The sequence below is a fragment of the Microbacterium sp. NPDC096154 genome (genome assembly GCF_040302945.1).
GTDB lineage: Bacteria > Actinomycetota > Actinomycetes > Actinomycetales > Microbacteriaceae > Microbacterium.
The window spans coordinates 15,890-42,235 of sequence record NZ_JBEOSM010000012.1 but is presented as its reverse complement, the minus strand read 5'-3'; the positions used below and the strand labels follow the sequence as shown (position 1 = coordinate 42,235).

The window sequence follows — 26,346 nt, the reverse complement described above, 5'->3', positions numbered from 1 at the left end:
ACCGGTCACGCTGGCGCCGAAAACACCAACACACCGCCCGACGACACCATTATCTACGCCGCGGACACACGCCATAAACGCGACTGTAGTACTAGTGGACCGCGGCCGTCGCCCGAGTTCGTGGAGTGGTTGATGGGTCTCCCCAGTGGTTGGATCACTGATCCGATCCATCAACTCACGGCTAATCAGCAGATCGCTGCGCTCGGCAACGGCGTTCTTCCGCTACAAGCGCTCTCGGCGATGCGCGTCGGCGCACTCGTGCAGGCCGATGCTGCTTCGTTGGCTGGAGTCCAGCACCCGATGGTGTCGCGAGGATGCACGGTCTCGCAGGAGGAGGAAGGCGAGGACGAGAAAGCCGGCGAGAGTGCCTGAGACGATCAGCGTGTTGATCGACTGCGCCAACATGACGGCGGCGGTGAGCCCGTCCCGGAGCTCAAGGTCGGCGATCATGAGTCCGGGTTCGTCCGCGGCTAGTGCGGCCAGCGTGGCGCCGTTCGGGGCGAGTACCTGGCTGGTGCCGGTGGTGGAGAGGTTGACGACGCTGCGGCCGGTCTCGATGGCGCGCATGCGCGCGAACGCAAGCTGTTGCAGGTTTTCATCGGTGTCGCGAAAGTCGGCGTTGTTCGTCTGGAACATGAGCACCTGGGCACCGCTGTGCGCGCCTTCGTGAATGACGTCATCGAAGGCCACGTCGAAGCAGATCGCCAGTCCCACCTCTACGCCGTCGACCTCGATGGCGGGTGTGTCGACGCCGGCGGCGTACTCGCGTTCTAGGAGGTCTACCAGGCTGGGCACGAGCGCGCCGTAGAACCACCGGTCGGGCACGTACTCGCCGAAGGGGACGGGATGGCGTTTGGCGTGCGCGGCCGTCGGCCCGTTCGAGGTCCAGAGGAAGGAAGTGTTGTAGACGAGGTGGCCGTCTGCCGCGGCGGCGTTGAGCAGGATCGGGGCGTCGTATCGGGCGGCTGCATCGTCGAGCGCGTGAGCGGTGGCCTCGTCGGCGAGGGGATCACTGTCGACGCCGCCCTCGGGCCAGAGCACGATGTCGACCTGTTCGTCTTCGAGAGGGGCGGAAGCGGCGAGCTGAGATTCCAGGACCGCGCCCGGTTCGTGCTCATCGACGTACGCGGCGGGGCCGTTGCCCTGCACAGCGCCCACCCGGATGGTGCCCGCGTGACTGGTCGGGAACTGCGGCACCAGGACCATCACCGCTGCGAGACCGAGCACGGGGATCGACGCCGCCCACGAGGCGAGAGGTGTTCTCGGGTGCTCGGTGGCGTTACCGCGTGCCGATTGCGCGCGCACGATCCAACGGACTGCTTCGATCGCGGCGGCGCACACGGCGACCATCAGGAAGCCCAGGCCGGAGACGCCGACCCATGACGCGACCGGAGCGATCGGGCTTTCCGATTGGCTCATCGCCACCCGTCCCCACGGGAATCCGCCGTAGGGCCAGGAGCCCATGATGAGTTCGCGGATCGTCCAGGCTCCCGCTACCAGCAGCGGCAGCGCCAGCAGCCGCATCGCGAAGGCGTTGCGCCGGCGCGGCAGCCATCGGTAGGCGAGGGCGATCGGCACCGTCAGCACAGCCGTGTAGATCGTCAGCGCGCCAGCCAGGGCCACCCACGGGACCCAGCTCAGCGGATGCTCCCCGAGAAACTGCGCCGACCAGGACACGTGAGGAAACCAGAACGCTGCGCCGAAGACTGTCCCGACCAGCAGCGCCCCCCAGGACCGTCGCCCGATGAGAGTGACCAGGGACAACGTCACCGAGACGAACGCCAGCGGCCACCACCCGAGTGCGGGGAACGCCGCATCCATCGCGAGCCCGGCCACGCCGGCGACTGGCATCGCGGCCCATAGCGGCAAGGGCGCAGTCTCGGACGCCCGCGTCCGCGTGTCGGCCGATGTCTCGACTCTGAGCCCGGAAATGATGCGCTCCCTGTTCTAGCGAGGGTCGGACGCCTGCATTTGCGCGCGCACGTGGTCCATGTCGAGGTCGCGGATTTTGCCGATCAGGTCGTGGAGCGCTTTGGCCGGGAGCGCTCCGGGCTGGGAGTAGACCAGGACGCCGTCTTTGAAGCCCATCAGCGTGGGGATGGAGGTGATCTGTGCGGCGGCGGCCAGGGATGCCTGGGCCTCGGTGTCGACCTTGGCGAACAGGATGTCGGGATGCTCGGTGGACGCGGCCTCGAAGACGGGGGCGAAGCTGCGGCATGGTCCGCACCAGGCGGCCCAGAAGTCGACCAGCACGATGGGATGGTCGGTGATGGCGGCTGAGAATGCGTCTTCGGTGAGGTCGATGGTTGTCATGAGGGTGGGGCTCCGGAGTCTGGTCGGCGACGGTGTGTTGTGAGGTGAAGTGGTTCAGCCCGGGGTCGGCCGGGCTAGGCCGAAGGGACAGTTGAGAGCGGTCAGCCGGCAGACGAGGACGAGGACCACCGTGATGAGTCCGAGGCCTCCGGCGGCGATCGCCCAGGCCGGCGGCAGCTCGATCACGAGCACGAGCGTTCCGGTGAGCAGGACGAAGACGCCGAAGACCTTCTGGAGGGCGTCGGCTGGTATGCGTCCTGACAGGCGCGCACCGAGGAGCGCTCCGAGCACGGCCATCGCAGTGACCGCGGCCACCAGGGGCCAGTCGAGGGTCACCGTGGTCAGGTAGCCGGCGAGTCCGGCGAAGGACTTCATCGCGATCACCAGCAGTGAGGTGCCCACGGCCACCGGCATGCTGAGGCCGCCCAGCAGCACGAGGGCGGGGACGACGAGGAAGCCGCCGCCGGCGCCGACGATCCCGGTGATGAGGCCGACGACGATGCCTTCGAGCATGGTCCGCAGCATCGGCAGCGAGTGGGCGCGCTCGGTCCCGGCATCGGCCGTGGGTTGGTCGGTGTCGCGCCTGGGCTTTCTGGTGACCATCGCGATCGCGGTGGCGATCATCATGATCGCGAAGGCCACCATCAGCACGGCACCGGGGAGCTGGCCTCCGATGAGTCCTCCGGCGAAGGCGCCCACCATGCCAGCGGCTCCGAAGATGAGCCCGGTGCGCCATCGGACTCGACGGTGCCGGGCGTGCACGACGAGGCTGGACAGCGAGGTCACGCCGACGATCAGCAGCGAGGCCGCGATGGCCTCTTTCGGGGGCATGCCCGCGATGTAGGTGAGCAGCGGGACGGTCAGGATCGACCCGCCACCGCCGAGCGTCCCTAGCGCGAGCCCGACGCTCACGGCGAGCACGAGGGTGAGGATCAGGGTGCCGCTCACTCGTGCTCACCGGGCATCGTGGTTGGTGCTGCGGGTCGTGACGCCGACCGTGCCGATGCCGGTCCAAGATGCGGGGTCGTTGCGGTTGAACGCCGTCGGAACGTCGGAGCACGCCAGGGCATCACAGTTCCTGGGTCGCGACCGGGATGGATGCGATCGCGCTCCGTGCGGTGGGGCTGGCCGTGACCTTGTTCCAGGGCATGCGGGAGAGGATGCGGCCCATCAGGCAGGAGCCGGTGAGCGCCGCGACGACGAGCCCGGCGCTGAGCGCGAACGCGATGAATCGGGACTCCGGCCACAGGAACTCGGCCACGAGCAGGCTCACCAGGACGATCAGCCCGGCCGTGAACCGCACCTGGCGCTCGATGTCCCAGCGAGCTGCGCCGCGGACCACCTGGCCGCCAGCGGCCTCGAAGGCGGGCACGCCGCCGGTGAGCACGTTGGCCGTCCGCACGCCGGCGGCAGCGAGATGCTGCTGGGCCTGGGTGGCGCGGTTGCCGGACTGGCACACCAGCACCGCGCGGTGCCCGAGCCGCTCTGCCAGCTCCGAGGCATGTTCGGTCAGCAGCGGCAGCGGGACGTTGTACGAGCCGTGGATATGGAGGGTCTCGAACTCGGCCGGGGACCGCACGTCGATGATCGTGAGGTCGTCGTGAAGCTGACGCCACTGGGCGAGCTCCTCGGCGGTGATCGTTCGGAGTTCAGCGGAGGGATTGGTCATGGGGTGGTTCCTCGTCAGGTCTGGCCGCGGGCAGCGGAGATGCGAACGGAAGGGGCTGGGGCCGACCGCACGTCGGAGGATGCGAGCGGTCTGCTGTGCGTCAGGCCAGCGCGGTCTCGCTGGTGGTCTCCTGCCATGCGCGCCAGGCGTTGTAGCTGCCGTCGAGTTCTACGACGTCGTGCCCGGCGCGTCGTAGGGCGCTGGCGGCGACGGTGTTCCGCATCCCGGACTGGCAGTAGGTCACGATCGTGCCGGAGCACGGCAGCTCGTCTTGGTGCCAGAGCACGCGCGCGGCGCTGAGCTGTGTGGCGCCGGGGATGTGCCCGGCGGCGTACTCGCCGCGCTGGCGCACGTCCAGCAGCAGCGCGGCATCGAAACCTGCCAGCTCGGCCGGCTCGATGAGGGGCGGGACGAACCGGGGAAGCCCGTCGATGGTGGTGACGTAGCCGGCGGTCTGGTCGATGCCGACCCGCAGCAGCCGATCCGCGATCGCCTGGGCGGCGGTCTGGTCCTCGGCCAGCAGCACCAGCGGACGCGAGTCGGCCTCGGGATCGTAGGCCCAGGCGGCATAGGTGGCGGTCTTGGAGCCGTCGGGGATGTTGAGCGAGCCGGCAACGGTGCCCTGATGGGCCTGCGCCGGCGGGCGGGTGTCGACGAAGGTGATCTCGTCGGCCTCCAGCCGCCGCGCCACCTCCGCTACGGCCAGCTCTGGCACCGGGCCGCGCTCGCCCAGCACGGCGGGACCCTCGCGGTTCTGCTTCTTCATCCTCGCGAAGTAGGCGTGCGCGTCGGGCTGCCCGTCGAGCAGCTCCTCGATGAACCCCTGCTCGTCCTCGGCAGCCAGGTGGCGACTCCACCACGCGTGGGCGCGCTCGTAGCCGACCGTGGTCGAGGGCAGCGCTCCGAGCGCCTTGCCGCACGCACTGCCGGAGCCGTGCCCCGGGTGGACCTGGACATGATCCGGCAAGGTCAGGAACACCTCACGCAAGCTGCTGAACAGTTGCCGCGCGCCCTCGAAGCGCGTGTCGACCCCACCCGCGGCCTCGTCCAGCAGGTCGGGGCGGCCCAGGTCCCCGGCGAACACGAAGTCGCCGGAGATGAGGTAGCCGGGCTCGCTGGCGAAGGCACCATCGGTGACCAGGAACACCAGGTGCTCAGGAGTGTGACCAGGCGTGTGCCGGGCCTGGATCGTGATGTTGCCGATCGTGATCGTGTCGCCGTCGTACAGACGCCGGGCGTCGAAACCGTACTGCCAGTCCGCGCCGCCCTCGCCGGAGACGTAGACCTCGGCGCCGACCGCCGCAGCCAGCTCGCGCGTCCCGGACAGGTAGTCAGCGTGGATGTGGGTCTCGGTCACTGCGACGATCCGCATGCCGTGCTTGGCCGCGAGCGCCAGGTAGTCCGCGATGTCGCGGCGCGCGTCGATCACCACCGCCTCGCCCTTGGTCTGGCAGCCGATGAAGTACCCGGCCTGCGCCAGGTCCTCGTCGTAGATGCGTTCGAGGAGCACCGTTCATCCTTCCGTCGATGTCATCAATACCCTGGGGGGTATTTTTACCGTCTCATACCCCCTGGGGTATTTCAAGTCGAGTCTGCCACCCGAGCGCCCACGATCGACATGCCCGCGTGGCTGGACGTCGGGAAGGACTCGTTCAGAGGGGACTCAGCGATCGTCGCCACCAGGTGCCGTCGTTCCTGGAGGAGGAGTGCAGCGCCGTTGATGGTGATGTGGGTGGGCACGATGATCGGTCCTTGGCCGTCGGGTTCGTAGGCTTGGGCGACATCGCCGGTGAGGACGTTGTGGACCCGGATCGCCCCGTCCTCTCGCAGGTAGAGGAAGACGCCGCCGATCGCGGCGATGGTGGTCTCGGCGGCAACAGGCAGGGACCACAGCGGTCGGTCGTCGGCGTCGTAGCCGTGCAGGCCGGTGTCGTCCAGGGTGACGAGGGTCCCCGTGGTGGGGTCTACGGCGGCGTCGCGGGCGGTGCTGCTCACGATGCTGCCCTGATCCAGGTTGAGGAGCGCGCCGGTGGTCTCGGAGGTGGCGATGAGCGCGAGCCCGTCTCCCGGTTCAGGGCGCAGGGACGCGCTGATGGACGCCGCTGTCCAGCCGTGCTCGGCGAGGGGGGATGCGCCAGAGCTCGTGATCGTCGGCCGTGTCGCGCGCGATCAGAGCGTCCTCGTGGGTGAGCAGCACGATGCCGTGGTACTCGCCGATGATGCGGATACCTTCAGGGCTCGACTCGTCGGCCGCGACGTCTCCGGTGGTGGGATCGAGCGCGACGCGTGGGCCGGTCTCGCCCATGAAGCCATCGGGAGGTGCGGCGAAGACCAGGCCGGGGCCTTGGTAGGGGCCGGGCACCTCGACCGGACCCCAGACCTGTTCCCCGGTCGTCAGGTCGTAGGCGGTGGCAGTCGTCGCGGCCAGGGCATCGGCCGTGATCTGGAGGTCGCCCAGGATCGCGAGGGCTCGGCCGTGCGCGTCGGTGGTCACGACGAACCCGGTGCAGCTCGCTGGACGTTGCGCGGCCCACAGCACGTCCCCGTAGACGTCCACGGCGGTGAACTCCAGCACACCGTCGCGTTCACCGGCGGCCAGGTACACCCCGTCCGCGTACTGAGGAGTGATGTCCCACCCGGGGTCCACGACCTCCAGCTCCTCGAACGGCGTCGGCAGCTGCAAGCCCGAGGTGTCCACCACGGGTAGCGACCCATCGACCGGGTAGGGGTCTCTTACGGGCTCGGGCTCGGATGCCCCGCAGCCGGTCACCAGCAGCGCGGCCACGGCGGCGAGGGCAAGGCTGGAGCGTCCCCGGCGCGGCGTCATGACTGTTCCGCGCGGTGCTCGCCCGCCTGGGCGTCAGCGCGAGCGTGGGTACGGCGGCGTCTGGCCCAGAGCACGAGCACGATCCCGGCGATGAGGACGACGGCGAGGATGTCCAGGATCGGGTTCGCCAGGATCGCGGTGTTCTCCTGGAGCCAGGCCTGGGCGTCGAGCGGAACCAGTTCGGGAGCCCCGACCAGGCCGTTGGTGGTCCAGAACAGCACCCCGACGCCCACGATCAGCAGCCCGGTGACCACCGAGGTGGTGTGCAGCTCCCGGCCCAGCACGGTGAACGATCGCCCGCGCAGGAACCGGCGTCCACGGGCGCCCAGGCGCTGCCAGAGCGCGGCGATCAGCAGCAGCGGCAGCACCATGCCCGCGCCGTACACGGCGAGCATGACGCCGGCGGCGAGGGTGTCGCCGCGGGCGGCGGCCAGGGTGAGCACGGCGCCCAGGATCGGGCCGGCGCAGAATCCCGCGATGCCGCTGGCAGCGCCCAGCAGCACCGTCTTGACGAGTCCGGTCTTGGACGCCGCTTGCGCGTGCAGGTCTGCCCCGGCCGGTAGCAGCCGGGCAGGGTCGAACCCGAACCCGAGCGCCTGCGCCGCGCCGAGGACGACCAGGACCAGCGAGGCGACGAGCACGATCGCCTGCCGGTGAGTCACGAACAGCGTCCCCAGGGCGCCGGCTCCGACCCCCACGGGGACCAGGACGGTCAGCAGGCCGACGTAGAACACGGCTCCGTGCAGCAGCAGCCGGGGCCCGCTGCCGATCGTGGAGGCGAAGAACGCCGGCATCAGCAACGCCGCGCACGGGCTCAGCAGCGCGAGCGTGCCGCCGGCGAACGCGGCGAGCAGTCCGATGTCCACGCCGCCTCACTCCGCCGCGTCGAGCGCGCTCTGGAACGCTTCCTGGAACACCTCGGTGGGCTGCGCCCCGACGATCGGCTGTCCGCCCAGGATGAAGATCGGGGTGGAGGTGGCGCCGAGGTCGAACCCGAACTGCTGGTTGGCGGCGATCACCTGCGCCGTCTCCTCCGAGCCCAGGTCGGCGGCGAACTGCTCGGTGTCCAAACCGAGTTCGCCCGCCAAGGCGACGAGGGCTTCCTCGCTCAGCTCGCTCTCGGACCTGCGCTCCCCGTCCTCGAACAGGGCGTCGTGGTACTCCCAGAGCGCCCCCTGGAGGGCGGCGGCGTACGAGGCCCGCGCTGCGCGCTCGGACGCGGGACCGAACACGTTGATGTCGCGCCACTCGATCCGCAGATCCCCGGCGTCGACGTGCTCCATCATCGACGGCAGTGTCTGCTCGCTCCACCGCGCGCAGAACGGGCACTGATAGTCCGAGAACACCACCAGCACCACCGGCGCATCCACGGGCCCGGCCGCGAGCAGGTCCGCCTCGTCCCTGGTCTCGGCCGCAGACAGGTCCGGTTGCTCGGGGTTCTGCACCTCCGTCGGCGCGCCGCTATCCGACGGCGAGCCCCCCTCCTCGGCCGTCGTGCCACTCCAGTTCACCGCCACGATCACGGCGATCAGGACAGCAGCCAGGGTCAACACGGCGACCGGCACGATTTGTGACGACCTCGAACGGTTCGACGGTTTCGGGCGGTTCGTGGTCTCGGTGGGCATAGGGATTCTCCTGTCACTGTCGCGGGCACCGACCTCTACTATCTCAGATAGTCGACTATGCGTGGTAGTCGAGTCGTGTCAGAATGGGTTCCATGACCTCTCCCACGACTCGATCCCGCCAGGGCATCGGCGAAAGCTTCCGGTTGGCGGTCCAGGCGCTTCGAGGGTGGACGGGCAGGCAGGTGCTGGCCGCGATCGCTGCCTCGGCGGTCGTCGCGGTGGTGATCGGGGTGGCGACGGTGCTGATCCCCAACCCGCTGTTCGGTCGAGACATCCCGCCGGTGTGGTGGAACTATCCGGTGTGGCTGGTCACCTCGGTGCTGTCGGGCATGCTGGTCGCTACGTATATCCGCCCGTACCGCGCCGCCGCGGACGAGCAGCAGGCGAATGCGGTCAGCGAGGACGGCGCCGCCACCGACGCGGCCGATGAGGCGCAGGCTCGGCGCAGCAGCCGGATGGGAATGGCCGGCGGCATCCTGGCGTGGTTCGCGGTGGGGTGCCCGGTGTGCAACAAGCTGGCGCTGCTGGCGCTGGGGTACTCGGGAGCGATCACCTGGTTCACCCCCGTGCAGCCGTTCCTCGCGCTCGGCGCGCTGATCCTGACCGGCGTCGCACTGGTGTGGCGACTACGCGGGCAGGTCGCTTGCCCGGTCCGCCCCGAGCCGGTGGCGGCTGTGCGATGAAGGCCGCCGATGGGCGCTCCGGCGACCTGCTGCGCCTGGGGGCGTTGGAAGCGCAGGTGATGGACGTGCTGTGGGACCACGGCCCGGCTACCGTGCGCGAAGTGATCGAGCACCTGCCCTCCGACCCCGCCTACACCACCATCGCGACCGTGCTCACCAACCTGGATCGCAAGCGCCTGGTGACCATCACGAGGCAGAACCGGTCCACCCGGTACGGCGCCAAGATCACCAGGCACGAGCACGCCGCGGGGCTGATGGAGCAGGTGCTGGAGGCTAGCCGCGACCGGGCCGCCTCGATCCTGCAGTTCGTGGACTCGATGCCCGAGAACGACCTGGACCTGCTGCGCGACTACCTGGAACGCCGCGACCGGGGAGACATGCCATGACCGCGGGCATCCTCACGATGGCTCTGTGCACCGGACTGGTGGCATTGGCGGTGTTCGGGCCGTGGTTGCTGCGGCACGCTGCCCCCGCCCTGGTGCGCGTCCCGCGCTTGGCGATCGTGGTCGTCGCCGGCGGCATCGGGGTCTGGCTGGTCACGCTGCTGGCGATCGGCCCGGTGCTGGCCTGGGCCGGAGCCGGCCCCGCGCTGCTGCCCGAACGCGCGGCCGAGGTCTGCCAACGGTGCCTGACCGCCGCGAACCCGTTCTCCGCCGACACCACCGAAACCCTGATCCCCGCGGTGCTGCTGCTCGCCCTGCCGGTGGCGCTGGCCCTTGCTCTGGGAGCAGGTCTTGCCCGCCAGATGGTTCGGCGCAGCTCTCGCTCCCGGGACGCCGCCCGCACGCTGCTGCACGGCGCGCGGCGGCAGCTCCTTCACGGGCACGAGGTGGCACTGGTCGACGCCGAGCACCCGTTCGCGCTTACCTTCCCCGACCGTCACGGCGGGATCGTGCTCTCCACCGGCGCGGTGCGCGCGCTGGGGCCGGGCGAGCTGGCCGCCGTGCTGGCCCACGAGCACGCCCACCTGCACCAACGCCACCACCTCATCACCGCGCTAGTGGACAGCATCGCCGCCTACCTACGGTGGGTGCCGCTGATCCGCGCTGTCGCCGACGCGCTGCCGCACTACCTGGAGATCGCCGCGGACGACCAGGCCCGCCGTCACGCAGGAACCAGGGCGCTGGTCAGCGCCCTGGTCAAGCTCGGCGAACGCACCCACCCCGCCATGCCGCAGCACTCCTGCCCTGTCGCCTTGCACGCCGCTGGTCCCGAACGCATCCGCCACCTCGTCCACCCCAGCGCCGGGCTGGCAGGCGCCCTGCCCGCCGTCGCGATCGCCGCATACCTGGTCGGCATGGCCGCCCTTGCTGCCCTCGTCCATCTGCCCTACGTCTCGGCCGCCCTCACCGGCTGCACCATCTGACCCTGCCGGAAACCAAGAGAGAACACCAAACAATGAATGAGAACACTCGTGAGGTGATCCTGCACGTGGCCGACGACCCCGCCGACGTGCAACGGGCGCTGGACGCCGCCGCCGGACTCCACGCCGCCGGCCTGGGAGTGCGGGTGCGGGTGATCGTCAACGGCCCGGCACTGGCCGGCCTGACCGGCACCGATGCCGTCCAGGTGCCCGAGCACACCGAGGTGGCCGCGTGCAGCGTCGGGCTCGGACGGCGCGGCATCGACCCCGGCGAGTTGCGACCCGAGGTCGGCACGGTCCCCTCCGCGGTCACCGCGATCGTCCATGCGCAACTGGCCGACGCCGCCTACATCCGCATCTGACCGGACCAGAAGGTGGCAGATGGAGCGCCGATGAGGACCATCGGGTTGCTGCACGGGATGAGCAGCGTCGCGACGGTGGACTACTACCGCCGGATCAACGACCGCGTGAACGAGCTGCGTGGCGGGCACGAGCGAGCCGAGCTGGTGCTGTCCAGCGTGAACTTCGGCGTCATCGAACGATGCGTGCGCGCCGAAGCCTGGGATGAGGCCGGACAGTATCTGGCAGGCAAAGCCCGGGGCCTGCAGCGGGCGGGAGCGGACTTCATCGCCTGCGGGAGCAACACGATGCACCGAGTCGCGCCCGTCATCGAGGCGGCGATCACCGTCCCATTCCTGCACATCGCCGATGTGGTCGCGACCACAGCGACCGACATCGGGGTGACCCGGCTGGGACTGCTCGGCACCGCGCCGACGATGGAACAGGACTTCTACCGGAGAAGACTCGAGCGAGCGGGCTTCACTGTGCTGCCCCCGGAGCCCGTCGACCGGACCACGGTCGATCAGATCATCTTCGACGAGCTGACCAGACACGTGTTCCGGCCTGAGTCTCGGGAGACCTACATCCGGGTCATGACAGACCTCCACGCGGCCGGGGCCGAGGCGATCGTGCTCGGATGCACCGAGATCATCCTCTTGGTCGGCCCCGACGACGTGCCGGGACTGCCGCTGCTTGACTCGACCACGCTGCACGTCGAAGCCATCGTCCAGACCGCGATGTCCCGCGGCTAAGCCGCCCCACAGCGGGTCCGCCGCGCCGGGACGAGCCGGTCACCGGCGCTGGAGGAGAAGTACCCCGTCGGTCAGCTCGGCGGCCTCGCCGGAAGGGGCGGTGGCGTGTCGGGTGTGCGTCTGGATGCTCAGGACGAGCCAGTCGTGCTCGTTGAGGTTCAGCTCCACGAACTGTCGTGCCGGGCTGGGAAAGCTGTGCGCGGGATGATCCGCGGCGTCGACCCAGGGTGGGAGTGCGGCGTGGGAGAGGACCACGAGGTGACCGCCGGCGCGCACCGTGGTGGCTGCGCGTTGCAGGATCGCGATGCGCGGGAGCGAGACAGGCGAGTGCAGGAAGCTGGCGGTCATCAGATCGTAGGGGCCGTCGTCCGGCTCCCACCGTGCCAGGTCGGCAGTGACGAACCGGGTGGCCGCGCTGGCCTGTTGACGCTGAGCCTCGCGGCGTGCGCGGGCGATAGCGGTGGCGGAGATGTCCACGCCGGTGACGAGCCAGCCCTGGGTGGCGAGCCAGATCGCATCGGCGCCCTCCCCGCACCCCAGATCCAGCGCTTTCCCCGGAGCCAAGTGCTGCACAGCGTTGACCAGGCTAGGGTTCGGGCGGCCCGACCACACGCGCTCGGCGTCCCGGTAGCGGCCCTCCCAGAACTCCTGAGGATTCTGAGAGGGCGAGTCGTGGCGCGTGGCGCCTGTCATCGTCCGAACAAGCGGGCGAAGAACCCGCTCGTCGCGGCTGCCTTCTCCTTCTCCTTGTCGTGTCCGGGGCACCACTGGCCCGCCGGCACGGTGCGCTTGACCTCGGCGATGTGCTGGCCGCAGCCGGCCCAGGTGGTCTTGCCGCAGGTCTTACAGGTCACAGCTCGGCACATGGATTGCTTCTTCCTTCGAGGGCTGGCTGTCGGTTGGTCGTGAGGATCGCTCGTTCAGGCGAGCGTGAGGAACAGCTTCTCCAGCTCCTCGGTGGTGATGTCGTCGGCACGGTTGGTGCCGTCGGGGTCGGCGATGCAGTCCTTCATCGCGGTGGAGATGATCGCGAACCCGGCACGGTCAAGCGCCGAGGAGACCGCCGCGAGCTGGGTCACCACCTCCCGGCACGACCCGCCGCCTTCGACCGCGTCAATGACGGCGTTGAGCTGGCCGCGGGCGCGGCGGAGCCGGTTGAGGATGCGGCGCTGGGCGTCGGGGTCACTCGTGGACATGAGAACTCCTGTTCGGGACGGGGGCGCTCGTCAGGTCGACGTGCTGCCGGGCATCGGGGATGTCGAGTGTGTGCTGCGGCGTCTGAGGCTGCCGACGAGTGGTGAGCCAGCTCGTCGGGCATGTTCCAGTGACCGCCATGACCGCGATGACGGTGGCCATCACGCCGGCGGCTACCGCGATCGCCGGGTCCGTCGACAGCATGGATGCACCGAACGCGCCGACGATCAGGGCGACGGCTCCACGGCTCAGCCGCCCCCATACGCCGGCGCGGCATGCCGGGGCGCAGGTGAGCTGTCGGTCAGACATAGGCGAAACTCCTCTGACTGTCAGGAACGTCGTCGAGTGGGTGGTCGGCCCAAAAGCCCAGGATCGGCACCGAGCTCTCCTCGACCACCCGGGTCGGGTTCTCTCGCCTGATCTCGGTCGCGCCCATGACTCCACTATACCCCCGGGGGTATCGCGATCTCAACTTTGTCATCGCAGCGTCGCGAACGAGGTCTCCGCGACAGAGGCAAGCGGACTCTCCGGACGGTTGTGCAGCGCCCACCGATCGCTCCTCGCGCAGCCCACTCCTCTCGGACCGCGTGGGCCGCAGAGGTCACGAACCGGGCGGGAGGCGGCTACCCCACGGCGGCCGGCGAAGACAGGCTGAACCATACGACTATGCTAGATAGTAACTATCATGGATAGTCGAACATGAGGTTGGTCAACGTGCGGAACGGGGTTCGGAGCATGCGGGAGACAGTCGGACGGAGTAAGCCACCGCCGCGGCGCTGGCATGGGTTCCTCAGCGCGGCGGCGGGGACGGTCCTCGTCCTCGCTGGCGGGGCGCTGCTGGTAGGCCTTCTCGCCGCGCCGGAGCGGGTCGAGTATGTGTACGGGACGGTGAAGACGGCGGTCACGGGAAGCATCCATGCCGCGCGGGAGGACGCGTTCGGAGACCTGCCCACCGTGGACTTGGGCGCCACGGGTGGCGTGCACGAACTAGACGGCTGCGACGGAACGTTCACGGAGATGAGTTCCTACGAGCGGGAGGGCGTTCCGCCGGTATGGGCAGCTCACAACAATTGTCAAGGCGACGTCCTGCTCCCCTGGGAGATAGGCCAACGGGTGCAGGTCGAGGGTAGCGATCAGGTGTATCAAGTGGTTGATATCCGCCACACGCCAAAGACCTGGGCGACCACCGATGACCTACTTGGCCTCGACGGTTCATTCGCCTTGCAGACATGCTTCTACGGCGAGGACCGGATGAAGTTCGTTGGGCTCGAACCGGTCGATTAGTCGCGGGATTGTCGAGACCCGCCCGTCGCGCAGTCCTCAGCGCGGTCCGTCTGGTGCCCGCGAAAGAGGTGGTCAGGAATCCCATCCCAGGAATGCGGTTGATGAGCCCGGATCGGTCGCGGCGTCGAACCAACACGAGTCCTGCAGTCTCCGCGGTTTCGCACCCATCCTCGCCCGGAACCGCATCATCGTCCAGCCGGTCGGGCCGTTGGCCTACGACTGCGTTCAGGTCATCGTCGTTCGCGATGGAAGCGCTATCCTGTTTAGCGAGTTCAAGCAGAAGCTGGTCAAGTTTGGGGACGTGATTCTCCTGGGGGCCAACACACTGCTTGGGGGTGAGCCCGAGGGTCGTGCAACTGTGACGACGGTCTATCTCGACACCGACTACTTGATTGACCAGATTTTCTGGCAACACGTCGGCATATTACGGGACCGCCTCGACGCGCAGTGCTTTGCCGAGACTATGTATGCCGAGCCTGCGCAGGTACTTCATATCGGCGAAGATCGAGCGGGTATGCTGATGCCGCGTCTCGATGAGCTGGTTGCTCTCAGTATCGATGGCCGATTCGCGGAGAACTTCAATCGAATGCAGGCATTGTGGTTCAGCATCGCTCATGTCGTGACTCCCTTTGTCAAGACCTCACCGATCCGTACATCCCCGACGCAGCGCGCGACCGCGATACCCTCCCTACCTCGTGTTCGTCGGTTTGCGCCATTGCGCACAGAAGCGCGCAAGGTCGCTGAACTCTTACGGACGGACCCGGCGCGGCGTTGGTCCGTGTCGGACTTGGCAGATGAAGTACATCTGTCGAAGTCACAGGTCAACCGCATCTTCGTTGAGGCGTACGGGAAGTCACCGATCGCTTACCTGACCATGCAGCGAGCCGAGCGGATGGCGCATCTTTTACGCACGACGTCCCGCTCTGTTGCGGCGATCGCTCAGGAGGTGGGCTGGAGCGATCCTGACTTCGCCGCTCGCCAGTTCCGCCGCGGCGTCGGCCTTACTCCCAGCGACTACCGGACGATGCATCGGGTGACGTCCACGCAAGTGGCCGGGTGAAGGACGCATCTGTCCGGGTGATAGCCGCGGGATCGGTGGCCGCAGGCCCCAGGGCCAGTTCCGATCCGGTAGGCCGGTAGAGACTCGTCGGGTTCGTCGCGGAGCTGACGGTCGCCAGTCTTGTTCCGTCGTCCGTCTTGTCTTCCTGATCCGCCCGGCGTACCTCGCGGTCGCACGGTTGCTCCCACTCGGAGTGGCCCTGGCGGAGGGAGGTCAGGCGATGGCTGCGAACGAGGACAAGCAGGCGGCGCGGCAAGTGACGCTCGATGCGCTGGAAGAACGCATCGTGCGTTCGGTCGAGGAACTGGTGTCGGGCGATGACTGGCGGCGTGCGATCGAGTTCGCCGCGAGGTTCCGGACCCGCTCGTTCAACAACACGCTGTTGATCTGGGCGCAGCATCTCGAAGCCTACGAACAGGGCCGGGTGCCGACACCGACGCCGACCTGGGTTGCCGGGTACAACGACTGGCAGAAGATGGGCCGCTGGCCGGAGAAGGACGGCGGCTATCGGATTCGCGGTCCGGTCAAGGCGAGGTTCGCATCGGCGACCCCGCGCGATCCGGCGTCGTGGCGGCGGCTCGGGAAGTGGGAGAAGCCCCGACCGGGCGAAGTCGTGCGCAGGCGGATCGTCAGCGTCGTCCCGGCCTATGTGTGGGACGTGTCGAGGACGCACGGCGCACCGCTTCCCGAGCTGCCCCGTCCGAGGCTGCTGGAAGGCGAAGCCCCGGCCGGGCTGTGGGAGGGCCTGACCGAGCAGGCGGAGTCGCTGGGGTTCGAGGTGCTGCGGATGCCGCGCGACCGCATCGAACGGGGCGCGAACGGCTGCATCGACTTCGAGACCCGGCAAGTGATGGTCTGCGCGGACATGGACCCGGCCGCGCAGGTCAAGACCCTCGCGCACGAGCTGGCGCACGTCCGGCTGGACGGCCCGAATCAGCGGGACGACGCCCGCGAGCATCGAGGAATCAGCGAGGTACGCGCGGAGTCGGTCGCGTTGATGATCGCCGCCGCACACGGCATGGACACCAGCGACTACACGATCCCGTATGTCGCCGGATGGGCGAGCAACGTGGACGGGAAAGACCCCGTGGCGGTGGTCCGCGCCACGGGCGAGCAGGTGCGCAGCACCGCATTCGACATTCTCGACAAGCTCGACACCACACAGCTCGGGAACGGCAACCCGCTGTCCCTGCGTGTCGATGGCCCGGAGCACACGCCGCAGGCCCAGGAGACGCCAGAGCAGGCCGCGCGCCAGGTCGAGCCGCTGCCGGAGCGGGAGACGCCGGCGGCCTCAGTCGGCTCGGGACGGGGCCTGTGATGGTCACCCCCGCCACGGCTGCCGCCGTGTTCGGTCAGCTCGACGGGGCACCGTTGCCGGTCGCGGCTGGTGAGCTGGCGCGGGCCGGAGTTCCGGTGTTCCCCTGTGCGCCGGCCGGGAAGCGGCCGATCCCGGAGCGCGGATTCCACGAGGCCAGCATCGACCCGAGCCGTGTTGAGGCGTGGTGGCGGGCGCGGCCGGCCGCGAACATCGGCATCCCGACCGGTGCCGTCTCGGGGCTGGTAGTGATCGACGTGGATGTGCACGGCGTCAACGGGTACGCCGCCTACGCGCGGTCAGCCCGGGCCGGGCTGATCCCCGAGCCGCTGGCGGTCGTGCGCACACCCACCGGCGGCCAGCACGCCTACTTTCCAGCCGACCCGAACCAGGCGCAACGGTCCTGGCAGGCAGGGAAGGTCGGCATCGACTGTCGCGGGGACGGCGGCTACATCATCGCCCCGCCCTCGCTGCTACGGCTCGACGGCCTGCGCACGCCGTACCGGGTCGAGCAGCTCGCGGCCGGTGCGGCCTGGCCGATAGATGCGGGCCGGCTGCGAGACTTCCTTGATCCTCGGCCCGCGCCTCGGCCGCGCCTCGGTGGGCCAGTGCGGCGCGAGGATGCGGAGCGGCTGGCGACGTGGCTGGGGCGGCAGGCCACAGACCGCAACCTCAAACTCTTCTGGGCCTCGTGCCGGTTGTCCGAGGGCGGGGTGCCGCTCACGGATGCCCTGGACGCGATGGTGACGGCCGCACAATCCGATTTCGGGGAGCGGGAGATCACCCGCACCGTCTACAGCGCCTATCGCAGCGTCGGCGCCGGAGCCCGCCGGGACCGTCCGGCCGCATCGGCTTCGGGCGAGTTCGCTCGCGGGAACGCGCAGCAGCGGGCGCCCGCCACGCGGGGGCTGTCATGAAGGAGCTACGCGGCCGCCGGTGGGCGGTCATCACCTCGGTCGCCGGGACGGTGTTCATCGCTGCCGGCGCGTTCTGGTTGTCGTTCACGTCCCTGGCCGACCTTGCCCGCCGCTCCGGGATCGGGGCCGGGCAGGCGTGGGCGTGGCCGCTGATCGTCGACGGCGTAATCGTGGTCTCCACGGTGGCCGTCGTTGCCCTCGCCGGTGAGCGAGCGGCGTGGTATCCGTGGGCGTTGCTGGTCGGCGGTGCCGCGGTGTCGGTGACGGCGAACTCGCTGCATGCGGTGGTCGCGGCCGACGCCGACGTGCCCGGACCGCTCGCGGCCGCGGTCGCTGCCGTGCCGCCGGTCGTGCTGCTGGCGATCACGCATCTGACCGTTGTGCTGACCCGCGCCACCGCACGCCCGGCTACTGCGCTCGAGTTGCCGCCGGCGCTCGAGCCGATCACCCCGTTGCCCCAGAGCGAGACGGCATCTCTTGACCCGCCATCTACGGCGGCAGGCGTCACCGCTGCGGACACGGACGGCGGGCCGGATCGTCGGGCGCTGGCGGCAGAGCTGCGAGAGCAGGACTGGTCGAACAAGGCCATCGCCCGGCATTTGGGCGTGCATCCCTCGACGGTGGGTCGCTGGCTGCCTCGTGCTCACCAGTCCGATGAGGCCGACCCGTCCGGGTCGCAGCCCGAGATGGAAGGAGCCCTGCCATGAACGATCAGGACCGGATGCGGGAGCAGCATCGCTCCGAGCCCGAGCCGCCACCCCGTAAGCGGAACGACCTGAACCCAACCGAGGCGACCGAAGCAGCGGGGACGCCGGATGCGGTCAAGGCCGCCGCGTCCCGCACGGCGGCGAAGGAGAAGCTGGCGCGGGTACGGGGCCGGGGCGTGGATTGGGTGCGCCCGACCGACCTGATCGCCCAAGGCGGCGGCCGGCTGTCCCGCCGGGGCATCGACCGGACCGCCGATATGAACCGGCACGTTCGCGCCCCGATCGAGAAGGGCGCCCGCTGGGTCGCCGAGCGAGCCAAGCGTCTGCCGCCTCTGAGCGCCTTCGGCCGTCGCGGCGGCGCCGAGCAGGGACCGCACCGCTCCGGGGTCGGGATGAGGTAGCCGGGTGGTGATGAGTCATGGGCGCTCATTCCGTCAAGGCGAGCCCCGCAGTCGTCTGCGGGTGCACCTCGCCGTCGGGAGGTGCCCAGACCATGACCAACGACACCAGCACCATGAGCGAGACCAGCGGCCGGACGGCTGAGGACTACCGCACCAGCGAGGGCCTGCGTGCCCTGCTGAAACGGCTGCACGCCGCCGGCCAGCGCGCCTGGGAGCACGACCCGGTAGCGGCAGAGCTGATGGCGTTCGCGGCCGAGAAGTACGCGGCGCTGGCGCACAAGCACCGGCTCGATCCGTGGGAGGCCGCGTCGGCGGCGTTCGACGTGATGCGCACCAAGGCCGCCCGCATCGCCGATGACCCGTGGGCGGTCATCACGCACGCGGTACGGATCACCTGCATCGCCGAGGAACGCGGCCAAGGGCTGCTGTGCTCGACCCACCAGGCACGCCGGCCCCGCTACTCGATCTTCCACGACCCCGAACGGCTCTCCGACCGCGAGAACGTCCTGAGCGACTACCATCCCGCGTTCCAGATCAAGGACGCCCACGACCGCGACAACACCCCGGAGCAGGCACCGGCCGAGCCGGCGGCAACCACCGCGGCGTCGGCGGTCGAGGACGCGATCACGCTGCTGATGCTGCTGGACTGGCCCGAGGGCACGGCACGCCCGGCGGTAGAACACGTCTGCGTGGCGCTGACGCGCGTCGGGAACCGGCACACCGCCTACGAGACACTGCGACGCGACAAGCACGCCCGAGCCCTGATCGACCTTCCTGGCCGGTCCTGGGCGGTGCTGCTGCGCGCCCTGCTCGGCTGCCCGGACCCGGCGCTCGCGGCGACCGGCGCGGGACGCGGCATCCTGCTGCGGCTGCTGATCGGCGAGACCCTGCCGGTGCTGCTGCGCGATGACGACCTCGTGCTCACCCTCTCCCTGGCCGCACCGGGCATCAGCAAGCCGGGCGCGAGAAAGGCGCGAGGTGCGGGATGAGCGCACCGGCCGGACACATCGAGCTGGAGCGGGCGGTTGACTCCATCACTGTCGGCCGCCGGCACCGCACGGACCTGGGCGACATCGACGCGCTCGCGGCGTCGATCGACCGGGACGGTCTGTTGCAGCCGCCGACGATCACCCCGGACGGGGTGCTGGTGTGCGGGGCGCGCCGGATGGCCGCGATCAAGAAGCTCGGCTGGCGCCGCGTCAGCGTGTGGGTGCGCTCCGGTATCTCGGACCGGCTGGGGCATCTGCTGGCCGAGCAGGACGACAACCAGCTCCACAAGCCGCTCACCGCGATCGAGGCCGCCGCCTTGTACCGGGAGATCAAGGAACTCATGGCCGAGGACGCCGCACGCCGCAAGGCCAAGACCCAGTTCCACGAGGGCCACGAGCCCGGAAAGCATGGTCCCGCCGATTCGGCGGGACCATCGGACTCGCACCAGCTCGGAGACGCTCGGACACAGGCGGCGCGGATGGTGACCGGCTCGGCGTCCTACAGTCGGCTGGAACAGATCGGCTACCTGCAACACCTGGCCGACGATCCGAGCACCCCGGAGACGATCCGCGTCCAGGCGCGGGACGGGCTGACGCAGATCGAGGCCGGTGCGGCGGTCAACCCGATCTTCCAGCGCCTCCGCGACAGCCAAGCCAAGGCCGACAGCGAGCGGGACCAACGGTTTCACGAGCTGGCCGACGAAGCCCTGGCCCGCGTCCACGCCGCCAAGACCAGCAAGGCCAGCAAGGTCAGCAAGCCGGCCACGCCGAAGCGTCGCCCCGTCGTTGAGGACGAGGAACCGACGCGGTACCCGCTGCGGGCGTTCGTACTGACCTGGGGCGACCTGGAAGCGTGGTGGACCCACTACGACGTGGACGAGCTGGCCGTCGAGCTCACCGACGAGCAGGCCGAGGCGTTCTTCGCCACCGTCGAGGGCACCACCGAGTTCGCCGACCGGCTCCGCACCGCCCGCACAACCGTCGCTGAGTCGGCGGGCCGGCCGCTGCTGCGCGCCCTCTGATGCACCGGTAGGGCCAGTCACCGGCGGGCTCACCTCTGGGCATGAAGACGAATCTCGCTTCCTGGTCCCGTGGCCGACTCATCGCGGTGATCGCCGCCGGCCTCGTGCTGCTGCTCCTGATCGGCGTCGGCGTGTATGGGCTCATCACCGGCCCACGACAGCCCACCGATCGCGCGCCCGATCCGGCTCCGACCATCACCGCTCCGGGTGAGTCCGAGCCCGGCAAACCGGGGCCGCCGCGGGTGATCCCCTCGCACGACCCGGATGAGTTCGCCCGCAATGTCGCTGAGGCGCTGTTCGCCTGGGACACCGGCTCCGGGCTGATGCCGCTGGATTACTCCGCCGCGATCTTGGAGGTCGGGGACCCCTCCGGCCATGAGCAGGCGGGCCTCGCCGCCGACATCGCGTCCTATCTGCCGTCGCGGGAGGCGTGGATCGAGCTGCGCAAGTACGCCACCACCCAGCATCTCACCATCGAGTCCTCGTTCGTGCCCCAAGCATGGGACACCGCGGTTGAGCAGGCCCAGTCCGGCCAGCTCCCGCGTGGTGCGACCGCGATCACGATCGAAGGAACCCGGCACCGCGAGGGCGTCTGGAACGGCGAACCCGTCACCAGCGAGCACCCCGTGGCCTTCACCGTGTTTCTGGCCTGCCCGCCCCCGGCGCCGGAGTTCCGCACCGGCCCGTGTCACGTGCTGCGCCTGTCGCAGCTCGACAACCCGCTGCGATGACAGAAGGCACGCCGTGGTCAAGAAGCTCCTCATCCTCGGACTCGCCTTCGTCCTGTTCGGCCCTGCCTGTGTCCTGATGGCGATCGGCGTGCTGATGAACCCCGCCGCCGCGAACTGCGCCGTCCCCGGCGGCAGCGTCACCGTGGGCAACGTCCCCGATTCGTTGACCGTCACCACGCAAGACGGCACCACGTTCACGCTGAACAAGACCCAGCTCACGCACGCGGCCACGATCATCACTGTCGGCGGCGGCATCGAGGGCGTCGGCCGGCCCGGCATCAAGATCGCGCTGATGGCCGCGCTCACCGAGAGCACCCTGCGCCAGCTCGCCAACACCAGTGCCTACCCCGAGTCCGCGAACTACCCCAACGACGGCAACGGCGGCGACCACGACTCCCTCGGCCTGTTCCAGATGCGCCCGCAATCCGGGTGGGGAACCGTCGCGGAGCTGATGGACACGAACTATCAGGCCCGCGCGTTCTACGGCGGACCCGATGGACCTAACTATCCCTCGCCGCGGGGCCTGCTGGACATCCCCGGCTGGGCCCAGATGGACCCCGGCGAGGCCGCGCAAGCCGTCGAGGTCAGTGCCTACCCTGACCGCTACCGCAACTACGAGCCGGTCGCCGAACGCATCCTCGACGCTCTCACCGGCGCGACGGGTGCGGCTGGCCCGGCCACCGCCTCGGTGGTGGCCGGTCCGGTCGCGGAGTCCTCGCGGGTCGTGTTCCCGCTCCCCGAGGGAACTTGGGTGCTCACCAGCGAGTTCGGGCCGCGTATCCATCCGATCACCGGGGAACCGTCGTTCCACACCGGCACCGACTTCGCCGCACCGGACGGCACGCCGATCCTCGCCGCCGCAGACGGGACCGTGACCGTGGCCGAGTTCTCCGGCGGCTACGGCGGACTCATTGTCATCGAGCACCAGATCGACGGGCAGACCGTGGCGACCGCCTACGCGCATATGTGGCAGTCCGGCATCCTCGTCGCGGCCGGAGATCGTGTGACCGCGGGCCAGCACATCGGCGATGTCGGCAGCTCCGGGAACAGCACGGGGCCACACCTGCATTTCGAGGTCCGGCCCGGCGGCACGAGCGGCGAGGCCGTCGACGCGGCCAAGTGGCTTAACGACCACAACGCGGTCGACCTGCCCGAAGCCACGGTCGGCAGCCCGAACGAGTGCAGTTCCGGTGGAGCGCCGGGCGATCCCGCCCCGCTGGACGGCGACCCCGACCAGATGGTCGATGACCCCACCAGCGACGGGCAGATCACCGCGCGGATGGCGCACGTCATGGCCCAAGCCCGTGCCGCGTTCCCCGACAGCTCCTGGGCCTGCTACTCGCCCCGGCCCGGCACAACGTCAGAGCACCCGCTGGGCCGGGCGTGTGACATCACGTTCGGGAACCCGATCGGGACGCACCCGACGCCCGCGCAGCTCGAGGACGGGTGGCGGGCGACGAACTGGATGAAGGACCACGCCGAGTCGCTGGGCGTGGAGTACCTGATCTGGCAGGGCCAAATCTGGTCCCTGGCCCGCGACGCCGAAGGCTGGCGCCCCTACAACGGCGGCGGGATGCACGACCCCGGCGACGTGACCGGCGGCCATTACGACCACCTGCACGTCACCGTCAGGGCCGGTTCGTGATGGAAGTGTTCCCCGACTTCGACGGGCTCGGAGGCATCGGTGATCTGAAACAGGTCATCGGCGCCCTGCTGATGTTCGTGCTCATCGTCGCGGTGCTCATGGTCATCGTCTCGGCGATCTGCTGGGCGCTGGGCGCCTCGCACGGCAACCACTCGCTTGCCTCCAAGGGCCGGGTCGGGGTGCTCGTCGGCGTCGGCGCCGCCGCGCTCGCCGGCGCGGGGGTGGCGTGGGTGAACTGGCTCATCGCCCTCGGCCAACAGCTCTGATCCTCCGTCGCCAGCAGGCCCGCTCTCTGCGTTGGGAGCGGGCCTTTCGTCTGCCCGGTCTCGCCAGTCGCTCCCTGGTTCACCTCGTCGCCACAAGCCATTCGCTCAGCGAGGGAGTAACCGCCGTGATCGACATCGACCCCAACAGCTCGGGACTGCCCGGCATCGACCAGCTCCGCACCATCGTTGGCGCCGTGATGACGGTCGGCCTCATCCTCTCCGTACTGGCGCTAATCGTCTCCGCGATCGTCTGGGCCTACGGCGCCAACAGCTCGAACCCGCATCTGGCGGGCAGGGGCAAGCTGGGCGTTCTCATCTCCTGCGGTGCCGCGGTGATCTGCGGCGCGGCGGTGACGCTCGTGAACTTCTTCTGGAACGTCGGCCAGGCTGTATAGGGCCGCCGGTCACCGCAGGAGATTTGAGATGGGTGTCTGCGACGTTCCCGTGATTTCGACCGTCTGCGACGTGGCGGGCGAGGCTGCCGCGACGGTCGTGGCTGCCCCGTTCGACTGGCTCGCCCAGGCGATGGGCGGCGCGGCCGGCTGGCTGATCGAGGCGATGTGGGCCGTGTTCGACACGACCACGCTGGTCGATGTCCAGACGGACGGGTTCACCAGCGTCTACAACCTGATCTTCGGCATCGGCGTCTTCCTCGTCCTGATCTTCTTCTGCCTGCAACTCATCACCGGGCTGATCCGCCGCGACCCGACCGCGCTGTCCAGAGCCGCGCTCGGCGCGGCGAAATCGGTGCTGGGCGCGTTCGTGGTCGTCACGCTGACCGCGCTCGCACTGGAAATCGTGGACCAGCTCAGCATCGGCATCATCCAGACGTCCGGCGAGACCACCGAGACGATGGGCGACAAGATCATCCTGCTCGCCGCCGGGCTCAGCGGCATCAACATCGCCGCGCCCGGCGTCGGCGCGATCGTCACGATCTTCCTGGCCGGGCTGATGATCGCCGCCGTCGCGATCGTCTGGTTCAGCCTGCTGATCCGCAAGGCGCTGCTGCTGGTCGGCGTGGTGCTGGCACCGATCGCGTTCGCCGGCGCGTCCTGGGACGCCACCAAAGGATGGATCGGGAAATGGGCGGCGTTCGTGATCGCCCTCATCATCAGCAAGCTCGTGCTCGTCGTCATCTTCTTGCTGGCGATCACGCAGATCGCCACCCCGATCGAGCTGGACATCGCCGCCGTCACCGAACCGATCACCGGCATCGTGCTCATGGGCATCGCGGCCTTCGCGCCCTACATGGTCTACCGCTTCGTGTCGTTCGTGGGCTTCGACCTGTACCAGCAGATGGGCACCGAGCAGGAGGCCAAGAACGCGCTCAACCGTCCCGTCCCGATCCCCTCCAAGCCCCAAGGCGGCGGCGAGCCCAAGAAGGTTCTCGAAGACCCCAATGACGGCGCGTCGGACGCAGGATCAGGTGGCACGCCTCCGCCGTCGCCCGCCCCGGCGCAGGCACCTGCCGCGGCCGGCGGTGAAACCGTGGGCGCCGAAGCCGGCGCCTCCGCCGCGGGCGCGGGACCGGCGGCAGCCGTCGTGGTCGGAGCGAAGGTCGCCAAGGATGCCGCCGAGGCCGGGCCGAAGGCCGGGCACGCGGTGGCCGGTCAGGCCGAGACCGCCGCCGACGCCGCAGGCGGGCAGAACGGCGGCACCCCGCCGCCGTCGCAGACGCCCCCGCCGTCCACGCCGCAGCCGAGGACGCCCACGGAGCCGTCCAACCCCACGGCATCGCCGTGGGGCAAGGAGTGACCACCCATGCCCACCACGGACCAGAAGACACCCGGTAGCGAGCTGACGCCGATGAAGTTCAGCCGACTCACCCGCCGAGGGGTGCTGCTCGGCCTCTCGGTCGCGCAGCTCATCACCCTCGGCATCGGCGGCCTGGCGCTGCTGGCCGCGTTCTACGGCGGCGCCGGGATGCTGCTGGTCTACACCGCCCCGGTCTGGCTGCTCGCGGTCGTGCTGACCTGGGTGCCCATCGCTGGGAGGCCGATGGTCGAATGGCTCCCTGTCGCGCTCTGGTGGCTGTGGCGCTCCACCGGCGGGCAACTGCTCTACCGGCGGCGGATCGTCAAGCCCCGCCCTGCCGGAAGTCTCGCGCTGCCCGGTGACATGGCCCGGCTTCGGGAGCACCTGGACCCCGAGACCGGGGCGTGCATGATCCACGACCCCCGCCAGGCAACCTTGACGGTCGTGACGGAAGTGACCCATCCGGCATTCATCCTGCTCGACCCCGGCGAGCAAGAGCGCCGCGTCACCTCCTGGGGGCGAGTGCTCGCCACGGTCTGCCGGTCCGGGCGGATCGCGACCCTGCAAGTGCTCGAACGAACCCTGCCCGACTCCGGTAGCGGGCTGGCCGAGTGGTGGGCCGAGCACGGCACCGACGACGGCTCCTGGGCCGCGACCACCTACCGCGAACTGATCGAGCGGGCCGGCCCCGCCGGGGAACGGCACGCCACCACGGTCAGCCTCTCCCTGGACATGAAGGTCGCCTCCCAGCAGATCAGGACCGCCGGCGGCGGCATCCGCGGCGCCGCCGCGGTGCTCCGGCAGGAGATGGCGACGCTGGTCGCCGCGCTGCGTTCGGCGGACTTGACCCCTTCGGGGTGGCTCGGCCCCGGTCAGGTCGCGGTCATCCTCCGCTCGGCGTATGACCCGGCCGTGGCCGCCACCTTGGAGCGCCACGGGCGGCTCGGGCAGGAGCTCGCCGCCGCCGGCCCGGTCGCGGTCACCGAGACCTGGGGCAACCTGCGCACCGACTCCGCCTGGCACACCGTGCTGTGGGTCTCGGAGTGGCCCCGCAGCCTCGTCTATCCGGGGTTCCTCGCGCCGGTGCTGCTCTCCACCGGCATCCAACGGGCTGTGTCGCTGATCTACACCCCGATGCGCTCGGACCAGGCGGCCCGCGACATCCGCAAGAAGAAGGTCGAACACATCTCCGATGCGGCCCAGCGCGCCCGAATCGGGCAGATCGAGGACGCCGCGCAGACCGCCGAATACCAAGACGTTCTCCAGCAGGAAGCCGACCTGACCGCCGGCCACGGGATTCTACGGGTCTCCGGGCTCATCTCCGTCTCCGCCCCCAGCGTCGACGAGCTGGAAGCCGCAGTCGCCGCGATCGAACAAGCCTCGATCCAAGCCTCCTGCGAGACCCGAAGGCTCGTCGGCCAGCAAGCCGTCGCGTTCACGGCGGCCGCGCTGCCGCTGTGCCGCACGGTGTGACCGGCGCGCTCACCTG

Annotated in this window: 33 protein-coding genes; 19 read left to right on the top strand and 14 right to left on the bottom strand. The window is 69.6% G+C overall.

Features of this window, described 5'->3' with window-relative positions; translation table 11 throughout:
* Positions 1-222 precede the first annotated feature (222 nt).
* From lnt to ABTW64_RS14245, 9 genes are all read right to left on the bottom strand, one after another.
* A complete protein-coding gene (lnt, locus tag ABTW64_RS14285; RefSeq protein ID WP_350623509.1) occupies positions 223-1,869 on the bottom strand; it encodes an apolipoprotein N-acyltransferase in 1,647 nt (548 codons plus the stop codon).
* Between the two features lie 78 nt (positions 1,870-1,947).
* Entirely contained in the window at positions 1,948-2,313 is a 366-nt protein-coding gene (trxA, locus tag ABTW64_RS14280; protein WP_036542724.1) for a thioredoxin, read from the bottom strand.
* 54 nt (positions 2,314-2,367) lie between these two features.
* Entirely contained in the window at positions 2,368-3,261 is an 894-nt protein-coding gene (locus ABTW64_RS14275; RefSeq protein WP_112266842.1) for a sulfite exporter TauE/SafE family protein, read from the bottom strand.
* 121 nt (positions 3,262-3,382) lie between these two features.
* On the bottom strand, positions 3,383-3,982 hold the full coding sequence (locus tag ABTW64_RS14270; RefSeq protein WP_112266844.1) for a rhodanese-like domain-containing protein: 600 nt from the start codon (positions 3,980-3,982) through the stop codon (positions 3,383-3,385).
* 100 nt (positions 3,983-4,082) lie between these two features.
* Positions 4,083-5,492, bottom strand: coding sequence for an MBL fold metallo-hydrolase (locus ABTW64_RS14265; protein ID WP_112266846.1), 1,410 nt, complete (start codon positions 5,490-5,492; stop codon positions 4,083-4,085).
* Positions 5,493-5,563: 71 nt separating this feature from the next.
* Positions 5,564-5,977: a hypothetical protein gene (locus ABTW64_RS14260; protein WP_350623505.1), complete on the bottom strand. Its 414-nt coding sequence runs from the start codon at positions 5,975-5,977 to the stop codon at positions 5,564-5,566.
* Between the two features lie 76 nt (positions 5,978-6,053).
* Positions 6,054-6,809: a hypothetical protein gene (locus ABTW64_RS14255; RefSeq protein ID WP_350623503.1), complete on the bottom strand. Its 756-nt coding sequence runs from the start codon at positions 6,807-6,809 to the stop codon at positions 6,054-6,056.
* Positions 6,806-7,675, bottom strand: coding sequence for a cytochrome c biogenesis CcdA family protein (locus ABTW64_RS14250; protein WP_102209895.1), 870 nt, complete (start codon positions 7,673-7,675; stop codon positions 6,806-6,808). Before ABTW64_RS14250 ends, ABTW64_RS14255 begins: the two co-directional genes overlap by 4 nt.
* 6 nt (positions 7,676-7,681) lie before the next feature.
* Complete coding sequence (locus ABTW64_RS14245) at positions 7,682-8,434, bottom strand: DsbA family protein (protein WP_051016935.1); 753 nt, start codon at positions 8,432-8,434, stop codon at positions 7,682-7,684.
* A gap of 92 nt (positions 8,435-8,526) precedes the next feature.
* Between ABTW64_RS14245 and ABTW64_RS14240 the strand changes: the two genes are divergently transcribed.
* From ABTW64_RS14240 to ABTW64_RS14220, 5 genes are read left to right on the top strand one after another with little or no spacing between them, the layout of a single operon-like run.
* Positions 8,527-9,117, top strand: coding sequence for a hypothetical protein (locus ABTW64_RS14240; protein ID WP_051016936.1), 591 nt, complete (start codon positions 8,527-8,529; stop codon positions 9,115-9,117).
* Positions 9,114-9,503 (top strand): BlaI/MecI/CopY family transcriptional regulator, encoded by a 390-nt coding sequence (locus ABTW64_RS14235; RefSeq protein WP_036542093.1) that lies wholly within the window; start codon positions 9,114-9,116, stop codon positions 9,501-9,503. The genes ABTW64_RS14240 and ABTW64_RS14235 overlap by 4 nt, the downstream gene beginning before the upstream one ends.
* Positions 9,500-10,483: a M56 family metallopeptidase gene (locus ABTW64_RS14230; protein ID WP_036542091.1), complete on the top strand. Its 984-nt coding sequence runs from the start codon at positions 9,500-9,502 to the stop codon at positions 10,481-10,483. Before ABTW64_RS14235 ends, ABTW64_RS14230 begins: the two co-directional genes overlap by 4 nt.
* Before the next feature lie 53 nt (positions 10,484-10,536).
* Positions 10,537-10,842: a hypothetical protein gene (locus tag ABTW64_RS14225; RefSeq protein ID WP_112266848.1), complete on the top strand. Its 306-nt coding sequence runs from the start codon at positions 10,537-10,539 to the stop codon at positions 10,840-10,842.
* 30 nt (positions 10,843-10,872) lie between these two features.
* Entirely contained in the window at positions 10,873-11,571 is a 699-nt protein-coding gene (locus ABTW64_RS14220) for an aspartate/glutamate racemase family protein (RefSeq protein WP_028850584.1), read from the top strand.
* Positions 11,572-11,610: 39 nt separating this feature from the next.
* Here the strand turns inward: ABTW64_RS14220 and ABTW64_RS14215 are convergent, their stop codons facing one another.
* The 5 genes from ABTW64_RS14215 to ABTW64_RS14195 are packed head-to-tail and all read right to left on the bottom strand — an operon-like array spanning position 11,611 to position 13,201.
* Complete coding sequence (locus ABTW64_RS14215) at positions 11,611-12,264, bottom strand: class I SAM-dependent methyltransferase (RefSeq protein WP_112266850.1); 654 nt, start codon at positions 12,262-12,264, stop codon at positions 11,611-11,613.
* Positions 12,261-12,437, bottom strand: a complete 177-nt coding sequence (locus ABTW64_RS14210) for a DUF8730 family Cys-rich protein (protein WP_164498150.1) — start codon at positions 12,435-12,437, stop codon at positions 12,261-12,263. The genes ABTW64_RS14215 and ABTW64_RS14210 overlap by 4 nt, the downstream gene beginning before the upstream one ends.
* A gap of 54 nt (positions 12,438-12,491) precedes the next feature.
* Positions 12,492-12,767, bottom strand: a complete 276-nt coding sequence (locus ABTW64_RS14205; protein ID WP_026529653.1) for a metal-sensitive transcriptional regulator — start codon at positions 12,765-12,767, stop codon at positions 12,492-12,494.
* On the bottom strand, positions 12,754-13,074 hold the full coding sequence (locus tag ABTW64_RS14200) for a hypothetical protein (RefSeq protein ID WP_028850586.1): 321 nt from the start codon (positions 13,072-13,074) through the stop codon (positions 12,754-12,756). Before ABTW64_RS14200 ends, ABTW64_RS14205 begins: the two co-directional genes overlap by 14 nt.
* Positions 13,067-13,201: a hypothetical protein gene (locus ABTW64_RS14195; protein ID WP_257996725.1), complete on the bottom strand. Its 135-nt coding sequence runs from the start codon at positions 13,199-13,201 to the stop codon at positions 13,067-13,069. The genes ABTW64_RS14200 and ABTW64_RS14195 overlap by 8 nt, the downstream gene beginning before the upstream one ends.
* A 263-nt stretch (positions 13,202-13,464) precedes the next feature.
* Between ABTW64_RS14195 and ABTW64_RS14190 the strand changes: the two genes are divergently transcribed.
* The 14 genes from ABTW64_RS14190 to ABTW64_RS14125 all read left to right on the top strand — a co-directional run bounded on the left by ABTW64_RS14190 (position 13,465) and on the right by ABTW64_RS14125 (position 26,330).
* On the top strand, positions 13,465-14,049 hold the full coding sequence (locus ABTW64_RS14190) for a hypothetical protein (RefSeq protein ID WP_112266852.1): 585 nt from the start codon (positions 13,465-13,467) through the stop codon (positions 14,047-14,049).
* A gap of 208 nt (positions 14,050-14,257) precedes the next feature.
* Positions 14,258-15,109 (top strand): helix-turn-helix domain-containing protein, encoded by an 852-nt coding sequence (locus tag ABTW64_RS14185; RefSeq protein WP_164498149.1) that lies wholly within the window; start codon positions 14,258-14,260, stop codon positions 15,107-15,109.
* Positions 15,110-15,329: 220 nt separating this feature from the next.
* Positions 15,330-16,427, top strand: a complete 1,098-nt coding sequence (locus ABTW64_RS14180) for an ArdC-like ssDNA-binding domain-containing protein (RefSeq protein ID WP_112266854.1) — start codon at positions 15,330-15,332, stop codon at positions 16,425-16,427.
* On the top strand, positions 16,427-17,341 hold the full coding sequence (locus tag ABTW64_RS14175; protein WP_026529656.1) for a bifunctional DNA primase/polymerase: 915 nt from the start codon (positions 16,427-16,429) through the stop codon (positions 17,339-17,341). Before ABTW64_RS14180 ends, ABTW64_RS14175 begins: the two co-directional genes overlap by 1 nt.
* The gene (locus tag ABTW64_RS14170; protein ID WP_026529657.1) at positions 17,338-18,048 is read left to right on the top strand and encodes a helix-turn-helix domain-containing protein; all 711 of its coding nucleotides are present in this window, start codon (positions 17,338-17,340) and stop codon (positions 18,046-18,048) included. The genes ABTW64_RS14175 and ABTW64_RS14170 overlap by 4 nt, the downstream gene beginning before the upstream one ends.
* Positions 18,045-18,449, top strand: a complete 405-nt coding sequence (locus ABTW64_RS14165; RefSeq protein WP_026529658.1) for a hypothetical protein — start codon at positions 18,045-18,047, stop codon at positions 18,447-18,449. The genes ABTW64_RS14170 and ABTW64_RS14165 overlap by 4 nt, the downstream gene beginning before the upstream one ends.
* Positions 18,450-18,541: 92 nt before the next feature.
* Positions 18,542-19,438 (top strand): hypothetical protein, encoded by an 897-nt coding sequence (locus tag ABTW64_RS14160; protein ID WP_112266856.1) that lies wholly within the window; start codon positions 18,542-18,544, stop codon positions 19,436-19,438.
* The gene (locus ABTW64_RS14155) at positions 19,435-20,460 is read left to right on the top strand and encodes a ParB N-terminal domain-containing protein (protein ID WP_112266858.1); all 1,026 of its coding nucleotides are present in this window, start codon (positions 19,435-19,437) and stop codon (positions 20,458-20,460) included. The genes ABTW64_RS14160 and ABTW64_RS14155 overlap by 4 nt, the downstream gene beginning before the upstream one ends.
* Before the next feature lie 41 nt (positions 20,461-20,501).
* Positions 20,502-21,191 (top strand): hypothetical protein, encoded by a 690-nt coding sequence (locus tag ABTW64_RS14150; RefSeq protein ID WP_036542082.1) that lies wholly within the window; start codon positions 20,502-20,504, stop codon positions 21,189-21,191.
* Between the two features lie 13 nt (positions 21,192-21,204).
* A complete protein-coding gene (locus ABTW64_RS14145) occupies positions 21,205-22,836 on the top strand; it encodes a peptidoglycan DD-metalloendopeptidase family protein (RefSeq protein WP_350623493.1) in 1,632 nt (543 codons plus the stop codon).
* Positions 22,836-23,102 (top strand): DUF6112 family protein, encoded by a 267-nt coding sequence (locus ABTW64_RS14140; protein WP_026529667.1) that lies wholly within the window; start codon positions 22,836-22,838, stop codon positions 23,100-23,102. Before ABTW64_RS14145 ends, ABTW64_RS14140 begins: the two co-directional genes overlap by 1 nt.
* Before the next feature lie 125 nt (positions 23,103-23,227).
* Entirely contained in the window at positions 23,228-23,497 is a 270-nt protein-coding gene (locus ABTW64_RS14135) for a DUF6112 family protein (protein ID WP_026529668.1), read from the top strand.
* Between the two features lie 28 nt (positions 23,498-23,525).
* On the top strand, positions 23,526-24,857 hold the full coding sequence (locus ABTW64_RS14130) for a TrbL/VirB6 family protein (protein ID WP_026529669.1): 1,332 nt from the start codon (positions 23,526-23,528) through the stop codon (positions 24,855-24,857).
* 6 nt (positions 24,858-24,863) lie between these two features.
* On the top strand, positions 24,864-26,330 hold the full coding sequence (locus ABTW64_RS14125; protein WP_112266861.1) for an SCO6880 family protein: 1,467 nt from the start codon (positions 24,864-24,866) through the stop codon (positions 26,328-26,330).
* The last annotated feature ends 16 nt before the right edge of the window (positions 26,331-26,346 follow it).